Origin of the sequence: Sphingobium sp. SJ10-10 (assembly GCF_036038995.2) — a bacterium.
Taxonomy (GTDB): Bacteria; Pseudomonadota; Alphaproteobacteria; order Sphingomonadales; family Sphingomonadaceae; genus Sphingobium.
In genome coordinates, this window is record NZ_CP158134.1 from 20515 (window position 1) to 35309 (window position 14795).

Here is a 14795-nt window from a genome sequence, read left to right on the forward strand (position 1 = left end):
CTTTCAACTTTGCAGCTAGATCGGGCGGACCATCATCGTATCGATGAGGTGGGTGTCGAAGATTGCGGTCTTGGAAAGGAAGCGCGAGCCAGCGCCGGAAACGTCGATTTGATCGACATATTTTCCGGAATTGTAGATCGACGTCTGACCGTCGTTGCGCGTCATCAGGACCACATAGTTGGTCTGTGTGGTGACGATCTGCCCGCTGGTCGACTTCACGCGGGTCGGACCGAGAATATGCCGGTAGCTGTGCGCGGGAAAGATATTGGCGCGGCGCAAAGAGACGATGCGATCGACCAGCATGCCGCGGCTGTCGCAGAACACCGCAGCCAGGTTCAGCGAACGATTGTGGTTCTCCGCTGAGATCACACTGTACTGGCACTTTTCTTCAAACAGGTTAGGCCATTCTTCCAACCGGTCGTCATCGATCAGTTCCGCATGAAGCGCATTAAGTTGCGCAGCGGCATGCTGAAACTGCATCTGCTCAAGGGTGGGAAGGCCCATCAGGCTGCTCCTTCGGGCTTCGTGATGCAGACCCAACCATCCTCGATTTCGACCGGATAGGACGCGATCGCCACTTGGCAGGGAAAGGCCTTGGCTGCGCCGGTCTTGATGTCGAACGAGCCGCCATGGAACGGACACTCGATGATGTCGCCATCCTGATATCCGTCGGTCAGCATGGCATTGCCGTGAGTGCAAAGATTGTCGGTAACGAAAATCTCGCCATCAACATTATATACTGCGAGGGCGGGCATTCCTTCGGCGAACGCCGCGACCGGCTCGCCGTCTTTTACGCCGGCAACTTCACAAAGGCGCAATTGGTTCGACATGATGGGGTTGTTTTCCTGTCAAGAATTGATTTACACGAAGATTGTCACAGCAGCGGAACGTCCATTCCGTAACCAGCAGCCTCGTTGCCATGACCGAAGATGTCACGGGTGTAGTATTCCTGCTGGCTCGGCGCCTGGCGCGCACCCCAGCCAAATTCCCACAGCCAACCCGACGGGTTAGCGCAGTAAAACGTCAGGGCCTGGTCGTTGGCGTGCTTGCCCAACTGGAGCGCGACGTCAATCTTCTTCGCACGCACAACGTCATGGGCCATGCCGAGATCATCGAGTTCGGTGTATTCGAACATCAGGTGATTGATGCGCTTTTCCATCGGCCCAAGACCGAAAGCAACAGAATGCTGTCGTTCGTTGCAGTGCATGAAGTAGGGCTGGGCAACCATGCCGTTCGGCAGATGAAGGTGGTATTCGACTGAACCGCGCAGACCCAGCAGTTCATAGAAACGAGCCGCCGCCTCGACATCGTCCTGGCGCAGAATGCAGTGCCCAACGCCTTGCGATCCGGTCAGGAACTTGCCGAACATCGGACGGCCAGGATGAAACGGCTTGTGCGTATCGACCTGGGGGCCGAAGAAGATCTCGGTCGGATTGCCGCCCGGATCGGCCAGCTTGAGTAGCCCGAGAACGCGGCGCTCGCGCGCTTCGGCTTCGGTGCCCACGGTGAAGGGGATTCCCGCCGCGCTCAGCTTTTCCTGCATCGCGGCGAATTCCTGCGGCCCGGCCACGCGCCAGCCCATGTAGGCCAGGTCATCGCTGCCATCAGCGTGCAGAACGATGCGGTGATGCCAAAGGTCCATCCGCAGATAGAGCCGATCCCCTTCGCCTTCATCGACGACTTCCATGCCGGCGACTTCGGCGGCGTAAGCGCGCCAGGCAGCGAGATCGGAAACGGAAAGACCAAGATAGCCGAGTTCGGTGACGACCGACATAGTTCAAACTCTCCCAATTCACCCCAAAACAGGGCCATTTTGCGATTTGCTGGCAACCTTGCTTCGATTCGAGCCGCCGGTTTCAGCCATTTCTGACCCACTACCTACCAGAACGTTTTTCATTGTGCAATACGTTGCACGAAATGATGGGATGAGGTAATCACCGTGTGCCATCTGCGGTTGATTCGCGGATGGTATTGGGTGCCCGACGCACAGAACGGGAGAGGATCGATGGAACTCAATGATAAAATCGGCGGCAGGATTGCCGACTTGCAGGGCTTGAAAGGGCGCATGCGCGCTTGGCTCAAGAAGGATCACGAGCGCGGGATCTTCCAGCTGGACCGCGCCGCTTTCACCGAAGCTGCGCTGTTTGAGCTCGAGATGAAGTACATCTTCGAACGGAACTGGGTCTACCTCGCGCACGAGAGCCAGGTTTCCAAGCCGAACGATTTCATCACCACGAAAATCGGCCGCGTCCCCATCCTTGTAACCCGGGACAAGTCCGGCGATGTCGGCGCCTTCGTGAATGCCTGTTCGCACCGTGGCGCGCGCCTGTGCCGCGAGCGGGCCGGCAACAAGCGCAACCACATGTGCCCGTTTCATGGTTGGACGTTCTCGTCCGGGGGCGACCTGCTGGACGTCACCGATGAGAGCATCGGGGGCTATCCGGAGGCATTCAATCGCGCCGATTTCGGGCTTCAACCGGTCGCCCGGGTGGAAAGCTACCGCGGCTTCATTTTTGCCAGCCTCTCCGCCGATGTCGTCCCGCTGGTCGATCACCTCGCCGGCGCGCGGGATTTCATCGATATCCTGGTGGACCAGTCGAAGTCCGGCGCAATGGAAGTTTTGCCCGGAACCAACCGCTACCGCTATCACGGCAACTGGAAGATGCAGGTCGAGAACGGGCTCGACGGCTATCACGTCATGACCACGCATGCCAACTACTTCATGACGGTTCAGCGCCGCGTCGAAGGCATTTCGAAGAACGAAACCAAGGCGATTAGCTTCAATGGCTTCACCGCGCGCGATGGCGGGTCGTTCTCGTTCCACAACGGACACACGGTGTTGTGGGCCGACTATGCCAACTTCATGGATCGCCCCAATTTCGAGATCATCGACTGGCTCGAAGAGTCCTACGGCGCCGAAAAGGCCAAGTGGATGAACAAGCGCATCCGTAACCTGCAGCTGTTTCCCAACGTCTTCCTGATGGACCAGACCAGCACGCAGATCCGCATCATCCAGCCGCTGGCCCTGGATGAGACCGAAGTCAGCACGGTGTGCATCGCCCCGGTCGGCGAAAGCCCCGAGGCGCGGGCCCTGCGGCTGCGTCAGTATGAGGATTTCTTCAATTCGACCGGCATGGCGACCCCGGACGACCTGACCGAATTCAACAACTGCCAGACCGGGTATGGCGCCGGCGAAGGCCGCTACAACGAGATGTCGCGCGGTTCGACGCGCTGGGACACCGGCCCGGGCAAGTTCGGCGAGCCGCTCGATTTCAATGTGGTGCTGAGCAGCCCGGCGGTTGCCGACGAAGGCCTCTATGTGGCGATCCATGACGAATGGCTCACGCTCATGGAAAAGGCCATCGACAGCGAGTGCAGCGAGCTTGCCGCCTTCCTTGAGCGTTCACTGGAGAAGGCACGATGACCGCATTCCATTCGCGCTGGCTGGCGGTTTCCCGCTTCATCGGTCAGGAAGCCATGGCGCTTGACGACAAGGACTGGGATGCCTGGCTGGCGCTCTATCACGAAGAGGCGGAATACTGGGTTCCAGCCTGGGACGATCACGAACGGCCGACTGCGGATCCGCAGAACGAAGTCTCGCTGATCTACTATCCCAACCGGGGCGGGCTTGAGGATCGGGTGTTCCGGATCAGGACCCGGCGCTCGGCGGCGAGCACGCCGCAGCCACGCACGGTTCACCAGTTCTCCCTGCTGTCTGCTGAGGAGAGCGATGACCAGGTGCATGCGCGGACGTCTTGGACCACGGTTTCGGTGCTGGAAGGCAAAGTCGCCACTCTCAGCGGGTGGGCCTTCTATGATCTCGAACCTCGGGATGATTCGTTCGTGATCCGCCGCAAGAAGACGGTTGTCGTCACCGATCTGTTCCAAGAAGTAGCCGATGTCTACAGCCTCTGAGCGGGTGCGCCCCGTCGTGGGGACGATGATCGGTGATCCCGCCGGGATCGGACCCGAAGTGGCTGTCAGGGCGCTGGCCGACGGTGCCGTACACACGGATTCGATCCCCGTGCTGGTCGGGTCTGCTGCGGCGGTAGAGCGGGCGCTCGATTTCACTGGCACCAAGGCACGGCTGCGGGTGATGCGCGGCTTCGAAAAACCCAGCGACGATCCCGCGATCATCGACGTCATCGATACCGGCGCGCTGCCCGATGGCGTTCTGCCCCTGGGCGAGGACACCGAGGCCGCCGGGCACGCCACCGCGCAATGGCTGGATGAGCTCGACGCGTTGGCCCGCGACGGTTCTTTCGCCGCCACGATCATGGGGCCGATCAGCACTGGTTCGCTTAAACTTGCCAAGAAGCTCGACAGGGTCATCAGCCCGACCCCGGGCGAAAGCTATCTGGTGCTGCTGACCGGGCCGCTCAGGGTTGCGCATCTCACCGACCACATGTCGCTGCGGCAAGTGATCGACGTCATTTCAGCCGATCTCGTCGCCACGGCGGTGGGGCAACTGCACGAGGCCATGCAATCGTGGGGCATCGCCCAACCGCGGATCGCGGTTGCCGGTCTCAACCCACATGCCATGGGCGACGAGGATCGCCTTGAAATTGCGCCTGGGATTGAAGCCGCGCGGGCAAGGGGCATCGATGTCGAAGGGCCTATCGCGCCTGACTCGGTCTTCCGCCACTGCATCGAGGGTCGCTACGACATGGTCCTGGCGATGTTCCACGATCAGGGCCACATCGCGGTCAAGACCTGGGGCTTTTCGGGCAATAGCGTGATCATCATGGGGCCGCCGTACCTGCACATGTCGGTGGCCCATGGCACCGCCTACGACATCGTCGGTACCGGCAAGGCCGATGCCGCGATGATGCTGAGCGCGATGCGCACTTGCGGACGACTCGCTTCGGGCCGCGGTTTCGAACAAGCTTAGGGAGAAGACCATGAACGCCGAAACCATGCCCGTCGCCGCGGGGTCGGAGCCGACTGCGGTCGATTACGCAGTCTATCACAGCCAAGCGATCTTCACTGCCGAACAGGAAAACATCTTTCGCGGACAGACCTGGTGCTACCTCGGCCTCGAAGCCGAGCTGGCCAACAGCGGCGATTTCCGTTCGACCCATGTCGGCAATACTCCGGTGGTGGTGACGCGGGCAACCGATGGCACCATCCATGCCTGGGTAAATCGCTGCGCCCACAAGGGCGCAACCGTGTGCCGCTCGCTGCGTGGCAACCAGGCCGACGGGGCGTTCGTCTGCGTCTATCACCAGTGGGCCTACGACGCGACCGGTGCGCTTGTCGGCGTGCCGTTCCGGCGGGGGCTGAAAGGCGTGGGCGGCTATTCGAAGGAATTCAATATGGCCGAGCATTCGCTGGAGCGGTTGCGGGTCGAGACATTCGGCGGCCTCGTGTTCGGCACCTTCAACCCGACCATCGCCCCGCTCGACGACTTTCTGGGTCCAGTGATGCGCAAATACATTCAGCGCGTCTTCCAGCGCCCGGTCAAGGTTCTGGGCTATGCGCGACAGTTCATGGCCGGCAACTGGAAGCTCTATTCGGAAAACAGTCGTGACAGCTACCACGGCGGTCTGTTGCACCTGTTCTATCCCACTTTCGGCATCTACCGCCAGAGCCAGGAAAGCGCGGGTCTGGTTTCGGACGAGGGCTACCACACCGTCTTTACCGTGTCTAAGCCCAAGGGCGATGTCGACTACGGCTCGTTCGGTGACGAGGCCAACCGCGAGATGCAGGGTGAGGCCAAGTTGCAGGACGAGCGCCTGCTGGCATTCCGCCCGGAGATCGCTGATGATGTCGGACTGCACATCCAGTCGATCTTCCCGTCTGTCGTTGTCCAGCAGATCCAGAACACCCTCGCCACCAGGCAGATCGTGCCCCACGGGACCGACAAGACCGAGCTGGTCTGGACCTATTTCGGCTATGCCGACGATGATGATGAAACGACTCGCCACCGCCTTCGCAACCTCAACCTGGTTGGACCGTCTGGGTTGATTTCGATGGAAGACGGCGAAGCGGTCGAACTGTGCCAGCAGGGCACGATCGGTGCCGAAGGCAAGCGCAGCTTTGTCGAGATGGGCGGGGACGATGTCCGACCGTCATACGCCCCGATGGGTATGGATGAAAATTCCGTGCGCGGGTTCTGGAAGGGCTATCTCGGGCTGATGGGCAATGCCTTGGCCGATCTCGCAGCGGAGGGCCGGGCATGAGCGTTGCAGCCGAAGTAGCGCAAGTCGCGCAAAGTGCGATCGACGATTTCAACGCGGCTTACGGGCTTTGCCTTGATGATGACCGGCTCGAGCAATGGCCTACGCTGTTCGTTGACGATTGCCTGTACCAGGTGATCGCGCGCGAGAATGTCGATAACGGCTTGCCCGCAGCTGTGATGTATTGCGACAGCAAAGGGATGCTGGCGGATCGGGTTGTCGCGCTGCGCAAGGCAAACGTCTTCCCCGAACATTTCAACCGGCACCTGATCGGGCGTGCGGTGATCACCGGCGCGGAAGGCAACCAGGTTTCTGCTGAAGCCAGCTATGTCGTCTTCCAGACCCGTAACGATGGTGAAACGCGTATCTACAATGCCGGCAAATATGTCGACTGGTTCGATCTTAGCGGTGGAACCGTTCGTCTGAAGAGCCGGACCTGCATCTACGACACGCTGCGAATCGCCACCCTGTTGGCGACCCCGATCTGAGCCGATCCCGCATTTCCTGGTTTGCCCAAAAGGAGACTATCCATGAAGCTGTTCATTAGCCCTGGTGCCTGCTCGCTCGCACCGCATATTGCCCTGCGCGAAACCGGTGCGGCGTTCGATGCGGTGAAGGTCGATCTGGCGACCCGCAAGGTAGAGACCGGAGACGATTTCCTGACGGTCAATCCGTCAGGCAAAGTTCCTGCGCTGACCCTCGACAGTGGCGAAACCCTGACTGAAAATCCTGCGATCCTGCTCTACATCGCCGATCAGAAGCCAGACGCGGCCCTGGCGCCTCGTGATGGCACGTTGGAGCGTTACCGCCTGATCAGCCGACTGAGTTTTCTGGGGTCGGAATTCCACAAGGCGTTCGTACCGCTTTTCACACCCGGCAGCAGCGACGAAGCAAAGCTCGCGGCCTCGACCGCCGTCAAGAATCATCTGGGTGCGCTGGACAAGGAACTTTTGGACAAGGAACACTATGCCGGTTCTGAATTCAGCGTCGCCGACATCTATCTGTTCGTGATGCTGGGCTGGCCGGCCCATGTCGGGATCGACATGAGCGCCTATCCCAACCTTGGTGCTTATTGCGGCCGGATCGCGCAGCGCCCGTCGGTTGGCGCAGCACTCAAGGCCGAAGGGCTCGTCTGATCGGGCATGCGCGAGGCGGCGATTTCTGCCGCCTCGCCGCATTCTTTATTTGCCAATGCGTTTGAAATAGTGCAATGAAAGCTACTGTAAGGTGTCAGTTCGCCGACTCGGTCCCGACACCATGTGGATACAAAATCAACGAAGCGGGAAAGGACTGGTTGGCTATCATGGCAAGCGCGACATTGGACACGAGCCGACCGGAAATCGCCAATTCGTTCGTCATCGGCGGAAGCTCGACCAATTATCATGACGTCGGCGAGGGCGATCCGGTCCTGTTGGTTCATGGTTCCGGGCCTGGCGTGACTGCATGGGCCAACTGGCGCCTGAACATTCCGGTTCTTGCTCAGGATTTCCGGGTCATCGCGCCCGACATGTTCGGTTTCGGCTATTCGGACAGCAAGGGCCGGATCGAAGACAAGCAGGTCTGGGTCGATCAGCTCGCCAGTTTTCTCGACGGATTGGGCATCGACAAGATTTCGATGGTCGGCAACTCGTTCGGTGGCGGGATCACGCTGGCATTCATGATTGCCCACCCCGATCGGGTGGAACGCGCCGTTCTGATGGGGCCTGCAGGGCTCAACTTTCCGATTACTCCTGCGCTCGACAAGGTTTGGGGCTACGTGCCGTCAGTTGAGGCCATGCGCGAATCGCTCAAGTACCTTGCCTGGGATCACAGCCGCCTGACGGAGGATCTGATCCAGTCGCGCTATGTCGCCAGCGCCCGGCCCGAAGCACATGAACCCTATCATGCAACGTTCGGCGGCGCCGACCGCCAGGCCAACGTGGCGATGCTCGCCAGCCGCGAGGAGGACATCGCCGCAATCGCGCACGAGACCTTGATCCTGCACGGGATTGCCGATCAGGTGATCCCGCTCGATTCTACCGTACGCTTGGCCACGCTGATGCAGCGGGCCGATCTGCACCTGTTCGCCGAATGCGGACACTGGGTGCAGATCGAGCGGATGGCAAGTTTCAACCGGATGGTTGCCGAGTTCTTTAAGCATGGCCTCAAGGCCTGATCGGAGAGGAGATTCTTCATGGCTTTGACTGGTGTAATTCGTCCTGGCTATGTCCAGCTCAGGGTTCTGGACTTGGACGAGGCCATTATCCACTACCGCGACCGGATTGGTCTAAACTTCGTCAATCGCGAGGGGGATCGGGCCTTTTTCCAGGCGTTCGACGAATTCGATCGTCACAGTATCATCCTTCGCGAGGCCGATCAGGCGGGCATGGATGTGATGGGCTTCAAGGTCGCCAAGGACGCGGACTTGGACCATTTTACCGAGCGCTTGCTCGATATCGGTGTCCATGTCGACGTGATCCCGGCGGGGGAAGATCCCGGTGTAGGCCGCAAGATTCGGTTTAACACGCCGACACAGCACGTCTTCGAACTTTACGCCGAGATGGCGCTGTCGGCCACCGGTCCGGCCGTCAAGAACCCCGATGTCTGGGTCGTGGAGCCACGTGGCATGCGTGCCACCCGCTTTGATCACTGTGCGCTCAACGGCGTGGATATAGCCAGTTCGGCCAAGATTTTTGTCGATGCGCTTGATTTCTCAGTCGCCGAGGAACTGGTCGATGAAACCAGCGGCGCCCGGCTCGGCATCTTTCTTAGCTGCAGCAACAAAGCACACGATGTCGCCTTCTTAGGCTATCCCGAAGACGGTAAGATCCACCATACCTCGTTCAACCTGGAATCCTGGCACGATGTTGGCCATGCCGCCGACATCATCAGCCGCTACGATATTTCGCTGGATATCGGGCCGACCCGTCATGGGATCACCCGCGGGCAGACGATCTACTTCTTCGATCCCTCGGGCAACCGCAACGAAACCTTCAGCGGCGGTTACATTTATTATCCGGACAATCCGCAGCGCCTGTGGCAGGCAGAGAACGCCGGCAAGGCCATCTTCTACTACGAAAAGGCGCTCAACGACCGCTTCATGACGGTGAACACCTGATCATGGACGGGGTGGTTTCGGTCCGGACAGTAGGCCACGAATTGGCGCTCAAGGCAGCGGCTGCCGCCGTTGCCATGGGTGCGGCGGCGGGCTGTCCGGTCGTTGCCGCGGTGGTCGGCGCGGGGGGAGACCTGGTCGCGTTCGTGCGCGCCAGCGGCTCCCCTTCGCCGTCTGCAAAGATCGCGCAGGACAAGGCTTACAGCGCCGCCAGCTTCCGCGTCCCGACGCCGGATCTCTATGCGATGGTTTCGGGCAATCCGGCCTTGCGCGACGGGATCGTCGCGCAGCCGGGAATAGCGATGTTCGGCGGCGGCCTACCGATCGAAATTGCCGGTGAATTCGTCGGTGCGATTGGTATTTCCGGCGGGAGCGAAGCGATGGACGTCGAGTACGCCAACGCCGGCCTCGCTGCGATCGGCGCAAGGCAATTCTGACGCCCCATGGGTTCTGGCAAAACGTAGGTAATATGCACCAATGACTTCCGTCTCCTCCTCTCCAATCACGGATACTATCCTGAACTTCATCGACGGGTCCTATCGCGAAGGCAGCGAGGGCAAGTCGTTTTCCAACGTCAATCCGGCCACCGGGGCCGAGATCGGGGTTGTGCACGAAGCAAGCCAGGCAGACGTCGCCGACGCCGTGGCTGCGGCCAAGGCCGCGCTTACCGGGCCGTGGGGCAAGATGACCACGGCCGAACGGGTCAAGCTGATCACCGCCGTGGCGACCGAGATCGAACGCCGAGCGGATGATTTCCTGGCTGCCGAAGTGGCCGACACCGGCAAGCCGCGTCATGTTGCGTCGCATATCGATATTCCGCGCGGAGCCGCTAACTTCCGCATGTTCGCCGATGTCGTCTCGACGATGCCGGGCGAAAGCTTCAACACGCCAACCCCCGATGGCGGCCAGGCGTTCAACTATACCGTGCGCAAGCCCAAGGGTGTGGTCGCCGTCGTCTGCCCGTGGAACTTCCCGCTGCTGCTGATGACCTGGAAGGTTGGCCCGGCGCTTGCCTGCGGCAATACCGTGGTGGTCAAGCCGTCCGAGGAAACGCCTCGTACCGCTGCCCTGCTGGGCGAAGTGATGAACGCGGTGGGCATGCCCAAGGGTGTCTACAACGTCGTCCATGGATTCGGTCCGGGTTCGGCCGGCGAATTCCTCACGTCCAACCCCGATGTCGATGCCATCACCTTCACCGGCGAAACCGGCACCGGACAGGCCATCATGCAGAAGGCCGCGACCGGCGTTCGCGACATCTCGTTCGAACTCGGTGGCAAGAACCCGGCGATCGTGTTCGCCGATGCCGACCTCGACAAAGCGGTCGAGGGTCTGTCGCGCTCGGTCTTCCTGAACACCGGGCAGGTCTGCCTCGGAACCGAGCGGGTCTATGTCGAACGGCCGATCTTCGATGCCTTCGTGGCGCGGATGGCGGCGGCGGCGCAGGACTTCAAGCCGGGCGTGACCGGTGATCGCGCCTATCTCGGCCCTCTGATCAGCGCCGAGCACCGCGAGAAAGTGCTGGGCTACTATCGCCGTGCGGTCGAGGACGGGGCCACCGTGGTCACCGGCGGCGGCGTTCCTGAAATCTCGGGCGCGGAAGCCGGCGGCTTCTTCGTGGAACCGACGTTGTGGATCGACGTCGCCCACGGCGACACCGTGATGCGCGAGGAAATCTTCGGGCCGTGCTGCGGCATCTTACCGTTCGACAGCGAGGACGAGGTGATCGCGCTGGCAAACGATACGGTATACGGCCTGTGCGCCTCAGTCTGGACCGAAAACCTGTCCCGCGGACACCGCGTGGCGGCGGCGATGGAGGTGGGGGTGTGCTGGGTCAATTCCTGGTTCCTGCGCGATCTGCGCACGGCTTTCGGCGGGTCCGGCCATTCCGGCATAGGCCGGGAAGGCGGGGTGCACAGCCTCGAATTCTACACCGAGATCACCAACATCTGCGTAAAGCTTTAAGACGATGACTATCGACCCTAAAACCATCGAACAAGCGGCTCTGGCGCTGCGCGGCGCCGCCGAAAGCGGCACACCGGTCAGTCCGATCCGAGACCTGATTGCCGCCGGTGGCGTTGAGGCCGCCTATGCTGTGCAGGAATCCAACACCCGGCACTACCTGGCTAGCGGGCGGCGGCTCGTAGGGCGCAAGATCGGCCTGACGTCGCTTGCAGTCCAGCGCCAGTTGGGGGTGGACCAGCCCGATTACGGGATGCTGTTCGCAGACATGGACGTGCCGGAAGGTATCCCGGTGTCGCTTGATCAGGTCATCCAGCCCAAGGTCGAGGCCGAGATTGCGATCGTCGTTGGGCGGGATTTGCCCCACCCCGACATGACCACCGCCGAGATGATCCGCGCGGTCGAATATGTCGTTCCGGCAATCGAGATCGTCGACAGCCGCGTCGCCAACTGGGACATCAAGATCTGGGACACGATCGCCGACAACGCGTCGAGCGGACTGTTCGTGCTCGGCGCGGTGCCGCGCAAGCTAGATAGGCTGGATTTGCGCACGTGCGGCATGGTTATGGAGGTAAAAGGCGAACCGATTTCGGTCGGCGCCGGGATCGCCTGTCTTGGTAGCCCAATCACCTCTTCCCTGTGGCTGGCGCGGGTCATGGCGAATGCCGGGCGGCCCCTGCTGGAAGGCGACGTGATCCTTTCGGGCGCGCTCGGCCCGATGGCCGGGGTTTCTCGCGGAGATGTCGTTGAAGCGCGGATCAATGGGCTTGGCACTGTCCGAGCTACGTTTGCTGCTGACTGAATTGGAAGTGGAGGTTGGTCAAATGGCCAGGATGAAGTGCGCAATTATCGGTTCCGGCAATATCGGCACTGATCTGATGATCAAACTGCTCAAGGGCTCGGACACTCTGGAGCTGGCAGCGGTAGTCGGGATCGATCCGGCCTCGGAAGGCCTGGCGATGGCCCGCGAAAGGGGCGTGGCCACCACTCACGAGGGGATCGAGGGCCTGTGTCGGATGCCGCAATATGCCGATATCGGCATCGCCTTCGATGCGACTTCGGCCTATGCGCACAAGGCGCATGACGAGATACTCGCCCGCGACGGCAAGCTGATGGTCGACCTGACACCGGCAGCGATCGGTCCGGCGACCATCCCGCCTGTCAACCCCGCGGTCGATGCGACCGTTCGCAACATCAACATGGTGACCTGCGGCGGCCAGGCTACGATTCCGATCGTCGCGGCGGTCTCGCAGGTGGCCAAGGTGCACTATGCGGAAATCGTCGCGTCGGTTTCGTCGCGCTCCGCCGGTCCCGGCACCCGTGCCAACATTGATGAGTTCACCCGCACCACCGCGCGGGCGATTGAGACTGTCGGCGGTGCGGCCAAGGGCCGGGCTGTGATCATTCTCAATCCCGCCGAACCGCCGATGATCATGCGCGATACGATCTTCACGCTGTCGGAAATGGTCGATGAGGAAAAGGTGCGCGATTCGGTCCTGGCGATGATTGCCAGGGTGCAGTCATACGTGCCGGGCTACCGGCTCAAGCAGGACGTGCAGTTCGAACGCTTCGGTTCGAACCGGCCGCTCAAGATCCCCGGCTACGGTGAATTCGAAGGCCTCAAGACCAGCGTGTTCCTCGAGGTCGAGGGCGCGGGCGATTATCTGCCCAACTATTCCGGTAATCTCGACATCATGACCGCTGCCGCCAAGGCGGCAGGCGAGAGCTTGGCCAAGACTCATATGGAAAAGATCGCAGCATGACCTTTGATCCAACATCTGATCGGCTCTACATCCAGGACGTGACCTTGCGCGACGGGATGCACGCCATCCTGCATATGTATGGCACCGACAGCGTGCGCACGATCGCCAAGGCGCTTGACGAGGCAGGGGTGGATGCGATCGAGGTCTCGCACGGCGATGGCCTGAACGGTTCGACCTTCAACTATGGGTTTGGCGCCCATACCGACTGGGACTGGATCGAGGCTGCCGCTGATGTCATCCAGAACGCGGTGCTGACAACGCTTCTGGTGCCCGGCATCGGCACCGCCGAAGAACTCAAGCGCGCCTATGCCATGGGGGTGCGCTCCGTGCGCGTCGCGACCCACTGCACCGAGGCCGACGTCGGCAAGCAGCACATCGGCATCGCGCGCGATCTGGGCATGGACGTATCGGGCTTTCTGATGATGAGCCACATGATCGAGTCCGAAGCGCTCGCGCAGCAGGCGCTGCTGATGGAAAGCTATGGCGCGCATTGCGTCTATGTCACCGACAGCGGCGGGGCGCTCGACATGGATGGCGTGATCGCACGTCTCCAAGCCTATGACCGGGTGCTCAAGCCTGAAACCCAACGCGGCATCCATGCGCACCACAATCTGTCCTTGGGCGTGGCCAATTCGATCGTCGCCGCGCAGACGGGCGCGGTGCGGATCGACGCGAGCCTTGCCGGGATGGGTGCGGGAGCCGGTAACGCACCGCTCGAGGTGTTCATCGCCGCCGCCAACCGCAAGGGCTGGAAGCACGGCTGCGACGTGATGGCGCTGATGGACGCGGCGGACGACATCATACGCCCGCTTCAGGACCGTCCGGTGAGGGTCGATCGCGAGACGCTCAGCCTGGGCTATGCAGGCGTCTATTCAAGCTTCCTGCGCCATGCGGAAAAGGCAGCGGAACAGTACGGAATCGATACCCGCGAGATCCTCGTCGAATTGGGCAACCGCCGGATGGTCGGAGGCCAGGAAGACATGATCATCGACGTTGCGCTTGATCTGATCAAAGCTAAGGCCAACTGAGATGGACAGGCTGGCGAAATACGCGGAAATGCTCGACTCTGCACAGCGTGAAGCAACAGCTACCCCGCAAATCACCCCTGTGGACACCGCTTTCACGGTGGAAGAGGCCTATCAGGTGCAGAAGCTCTCGGTCGATCGGCGCCTGTCGCGTGGCGAACGGCGCATCGGCGTCAAGATGGGGCTGACCAGCCGGGCCAAGATGTTGCAGGTCGGCGTCGACGAAGTGGCCTGGGGCAGGCTGACCGATGCGATGCTGGTCGAGGAAGGATCCGCCCTTTCGCGCGCGCGCTACGTCCACCCCCGGGTCGAACCGGAAGTCGCCTTTCTGATGAAGGCCCCGCTGGTCGGTAAGGTGACTGCCGCCGCTGCGCTGGCAGCAGTCGAAGCGATCGCCCCGGCGATGGAGATCATCGACAGCCGTTACGAGAACTTCAAGTTCGCGCTCGAGGACGTGATCGCCGACAACACTTCCTCGTCGGGGCTGGTGATCGGATCCTGGCACGATCCCCGGATCGATTTTTCGAATCTGGGCGTGATCCTCGAAATCGATGGCGAAGTGGTACAGGTCGGGTCGACCGCGGCGATCCTTGGCCACCCCATCCGTTCGCTGGTTGCTGCGGCCCGGCTGGTTGCCGAAGCGGGCGAACAGATCAACGCCGGTGACATCGTCATGGCTGGCGGCATCACCGCCGCGCCCAACCTGGCTCCCGGCCAGACCGTGCGGACGACCGTGCAGAACCTTGGCGCGGTCATGTTCCAGGTGGAGGCCTGA

The 14795-nt window shown here is 61.3% G+C and carries 17 protein-coding genes; 14 read left to right on the plus strand and 3 right to left on the minus strand.

The annotated features are described in order from the left end of the window. Window positions 1-15: 15 nt before the first annotated feature. From VVT58_RS20540 to bphC, 3 genes are read right to left on the minus strand one after another with little or no spacing between them, the layout of a single operon-like run. Window positions 16-504 (minus strand): aromatic-ring-hydroxylating dioxygenase subunit beta, encoded by a 489-nt coding sequence (locus VVT58_RS20540; RefSeq protein ID WP_008828126.1) that lies wholly within the window; start codon window positions 502-504, stop codon window positions 16-18. After that, on the minus strand, window positions 504-830 hold the full coding sequence (locus VVT58_RS20545) for a non-heme iron oxygenase ferredoxin subunit (RefSeq protein ID WP_008828127.1): 327 nt from the start codon (window positions 828-830) through the stop codon (window positions 504-506). Before VVT58_RS20545 ends, VVT58_RS20540 begins: the two co-directional genes overlap by 1 nt. A 44-nt stretch (window positions 831-874) precedes the next feature. Next, window positions 875-1774 (minus strand): biphenyl-2,3-diol 1,2-dioxygenase, encoded by a 900-nt coding sequence (bphC, locus tag VVT58_RS20550; protein ID WP_008828128.1) that lies wholly within the window; start codon window positions 1772-1774, stop codon window positions 875-877. Window positions 1775-2005: 231 nt separating this feature from the next. Between bphC and VVT58_RS20555 the strand changes: the two genes are divergently transcribed. The 14 genes from VVT58_RS20555 (at window position 2006) to VVT58_RS20620 (ending at window position 14795) form a co-directional block, all read left to right on the plus strand. Next, complete coding sequence (locus tag VVT58_RS20555) at window positions 2006-3424, plus strand: Rieske 2Fe-2S domain-containing protein (protein WP_008828129.1); 1419 nt, start codon at window positions 2006-2008, stop codon at window positions 3422-3424. Beyond that, entirely contained in the window at window positions 3421-3915 is a 495-nt protein-coding gene (locus VVT58_RS20560; protein WP_008828130.1) for an aromatic-ring-hydroxylating dioxygenase subunit beta, read from the plus strand. Before VVT58_RS20555 ends, VVT58_RS20560 begins: the two co-directional genes overlap by 4 nt. Next, the gene (locus tag VVT58_RS20565; RefSeq protein ID WP_010891025.1) at window positions 3899-4891 is read left to right on the plus strand and encodes a PdxA family protein; all 993 of its coding nucleotides are present in this window, start codon (window positions 3899-3901) and stop codon (window positions 4889-4891) included. Before VVT58_RS20560 ends, VVT58_RS20565 begins: the two co-directional genes overlap by 17 nt. A 10-nt stretch (window positions 4892-4901) precedes the next feature. Then, window positions 4902-6182 carry a Rieske 2Fe-2S domain-containing protein gene (locus VVT58_RS20570; RefSeq protein ID WP_008828132.1) on the plus strand — a complete coding sequence of 427 codons (1281 nt, stop codon included), beginning with the start codon at window positions 4902-4904 and terminating at the stop codon, window positions 6180-6182. Further along, a complete protein-coding gene (locus VVT58_RS20575; protein WP_008828133.1) occupies window positions 6179-6667 on the plus strand; it encodes an aromatic-ring-hydroxylating dioxygenase subunit beta in 489 nt (162 codons plus the stop codon). The genes VVT58_RS20570 and VVT58_RS20575 overlap by 4 nt, the downstream gene beginning before the upstream one ends. Window positions 6668-6709: 42 nt before the next feature. Then, on the plus strand, window positions 6710-7315 hold the full coding sequence (gene gstA, locus VVT58_RS20580) for a glutathione transferase GstA (protein WP_008828134.1): 606 nt from the start codon (window positions 6710-6712) through the stop codon (window positions 7313-7315). Window positions 7316-7482: 167 nt separating this feature from the next. Further along, window positions 7483-8334 carry an alpha/beta fold hydrolase gene (locus VVT58_RS20585; RefSeq protein ID WP_008828135.1) on the plus strand — a complete coding sequence of 284 codons (852 nt, stop codon included), beginning with the start codon at window positions 7483-7485 and terminating at the stop codon, window positions 8332-8334. Window positions 8335-8352: 18 nt separating this feature from the next. Continuing rightward, entirely contained in the window at window positions 8353-9276 is a 924-nt protein-coding gene (locus tag VVT58_RS20590) for a catechol 2,3-dioxygenase (protein WP_024018961.1), read from the plus strand. A gap of 2 nt (window positions 9277-9278) precedes the next feature. Continuing rightward, entirely contained in the window at window positions 9279-9710 is a 432-nt protein-coding gene (locus VVT58_RS20595) for a heme-binding protein (RefSeq protein WP_037517470.1), read from the plus strand. 40 nt (window positions 9711-9750) lie between these two features. Further along, complete coding sequence (locus VVT58_RS20600; protein ID WP_008828138.1) at window positions 9751-11235, plus strand: 2-hydroxymuconic semialdehyde dehydrogenase; 1485 nt, start codon at window positions 9751-9753, stop codon at window positions 11233-11235. A gap of 4 nt (window positions 11236-11239) precedes the next feature. After that, the gene (locus VVT58_RS20605; protein ID WP_008828139.1) at window positions 11240-12034 is read left to right on the plus strand and encodes a 2-keto-4-pentenoate hydratase; all 795 of its coding nucleotides are present in this window, start codon (window positions 11240-11242) and stop codon (window positions 12032-12034) included. 22 nt (window positions 12035-12056) lie between these two features. After that, complete coding sequence (locus tag VVT58_RS20610) at window positions 12057-12995, plus strand: acetaldehyde dehydrogenase (acetylating) (RefSeq protein ID WP_008828140.1); 939 nt, start codon at window positions 12057-12059, stop codon at window positions 12993-12995. Continuing rightward, window positions 12992-14023: a 4-hydroxy-2-oxovalerate aldolase gene (gene dmpG / locus VVT58_RS20615; RefSeq protein WP_008828141.1), complete on the plus strand. Its 1032-nt coding sequence runs from the start codon at window positions 12992-12994 to the stop codon at window positions 14021-14023. Before VVT58_RS20610 ends, dmpG begins: the two co-directional genes overlap by 4 nt. Window position 14024: 1 nt before the next feature. Then, window positions 14025-14795 (plus strand): 2-keto-4-pentenoate hydratase, encoded by a 771-nt coding sequence (locus VVT58_RS20620; protein ID WP_024020833.1) that lies wholly within the window; start codon window positions 14025-14027, stop codon window positions 14793-14795.

Coding starts and splice junctions, on each gene's coding strand:
- VVT58_RS20540 (WP_008828126.1), bottom strand. CDS start 504: ATGGGCCTTCCCACCCTTGAGCAGATGCAGTTTCAGCATGCCGCTGCG.
- VVT58_RS20545 (WP_008828127.1), bottom strand. CDS start 830: ATGTCGAACCAATTGCGCCTTTGTGAAGTTGCCGGCGTAAAAGACGGC.
- bphC (WP_008828128.1), bottom strand. CDS start 1,774: ATGTCGGTCGTCACCGAACTCGGCTATCTTGGTCTTTCCGTTTCCGAT.
- VVT58_RS20555 (WP_008828129.1), top strand. CDS start 2,006: ATGGAACTCAATGATAAAATCGGCGGCAGGATTGCCGACTTGCAGGGC.
- VVT58_RS20560 (WP_008828130.1), top strand. CDS start 3,421: ATGACCGCATTCCATTCGCGCTGGCTGGCGGTTTCCCGCTTCATCGGT.
- VVT58_RS20565 (WP_010891025.1), top strand. CDS start 3,899: ATGTCTACAGCCTCTGAGCGGGTGCGCCCCGTCGTGGGGACGATGATC.
- VVT58_RS20570 (WP_008828132.1), top strand. CDS start 4,902: ATGAACGCCGAAACCATGCCCGTCGCCGCGGGGTCGGAGCCGACTGCG.
- VVT58_RS20575 (WP_008828133.1), top strand. CDS start 6,179: ATGAGCGTTGCAGCCGAAGTAGCGCAAGTCGCGCAAAGTGCGATCGAC.
- gstA (WP_008828134.1), top strand. CDS start 6,710: ATGAAGCTGTTCATTAGCCCTGGTGCCTGCTCGCTCGCACCGCATATT.
- VVT58_RS20585 (WP_008828135.1), top strand. CDS start 7,483: ATGGCAAGCGCGACATTGGACACGAGCCGACCGGAAATCGCCAATTCG.
- VVT58_RS20590 (WP_024018961.1), top strand. CDS start 8,353: ATGGCTTTGACTGGTGTAATTCGTCCTGGCTATGTCCAGCTCAGGGTT.
- VVT58_RS20595 (WP_037517470.1), top strand. CDS start 9,279: ATGGACGGGGTGGTTTCGGTCCGGACAGTAGGCCACGAATTGGCGCTC.
- VVT58_RS20600 (WP_008828138.1), top strand. CDS start 9,751: ATGACTTCCGTCTCCTCCTCTCCAATCACGGATACTATCCTGAACTTC.
- VVT58_RS20605 (WP_008828139.1), top strand. CDS start 11,240: ATGACTATCGACCCTAAAACCATCGAACAAGCGGCTCTGGCGCTGCGC.
- VVT58_RS20610 (WP_008828140.1), top strand. CDS start 12,057: ATGGCCAGGATGAAGTGCGCAATTATCGGTTCCGGCAATATCGGCACT.
- dmpG (WP_008828141.1), top strand. CDS start 12,992: ATGACCTTTGATCCAACATCTGATCGGCTCTACATCCAGGACGTGACC.
- VVT58_RS20620 (WP_024020833.1), top strand. CDS start 14,025: ATGGACAGGCTGGCGAAATACGCGGAAATGCTCGACTCTGCACAGCGT.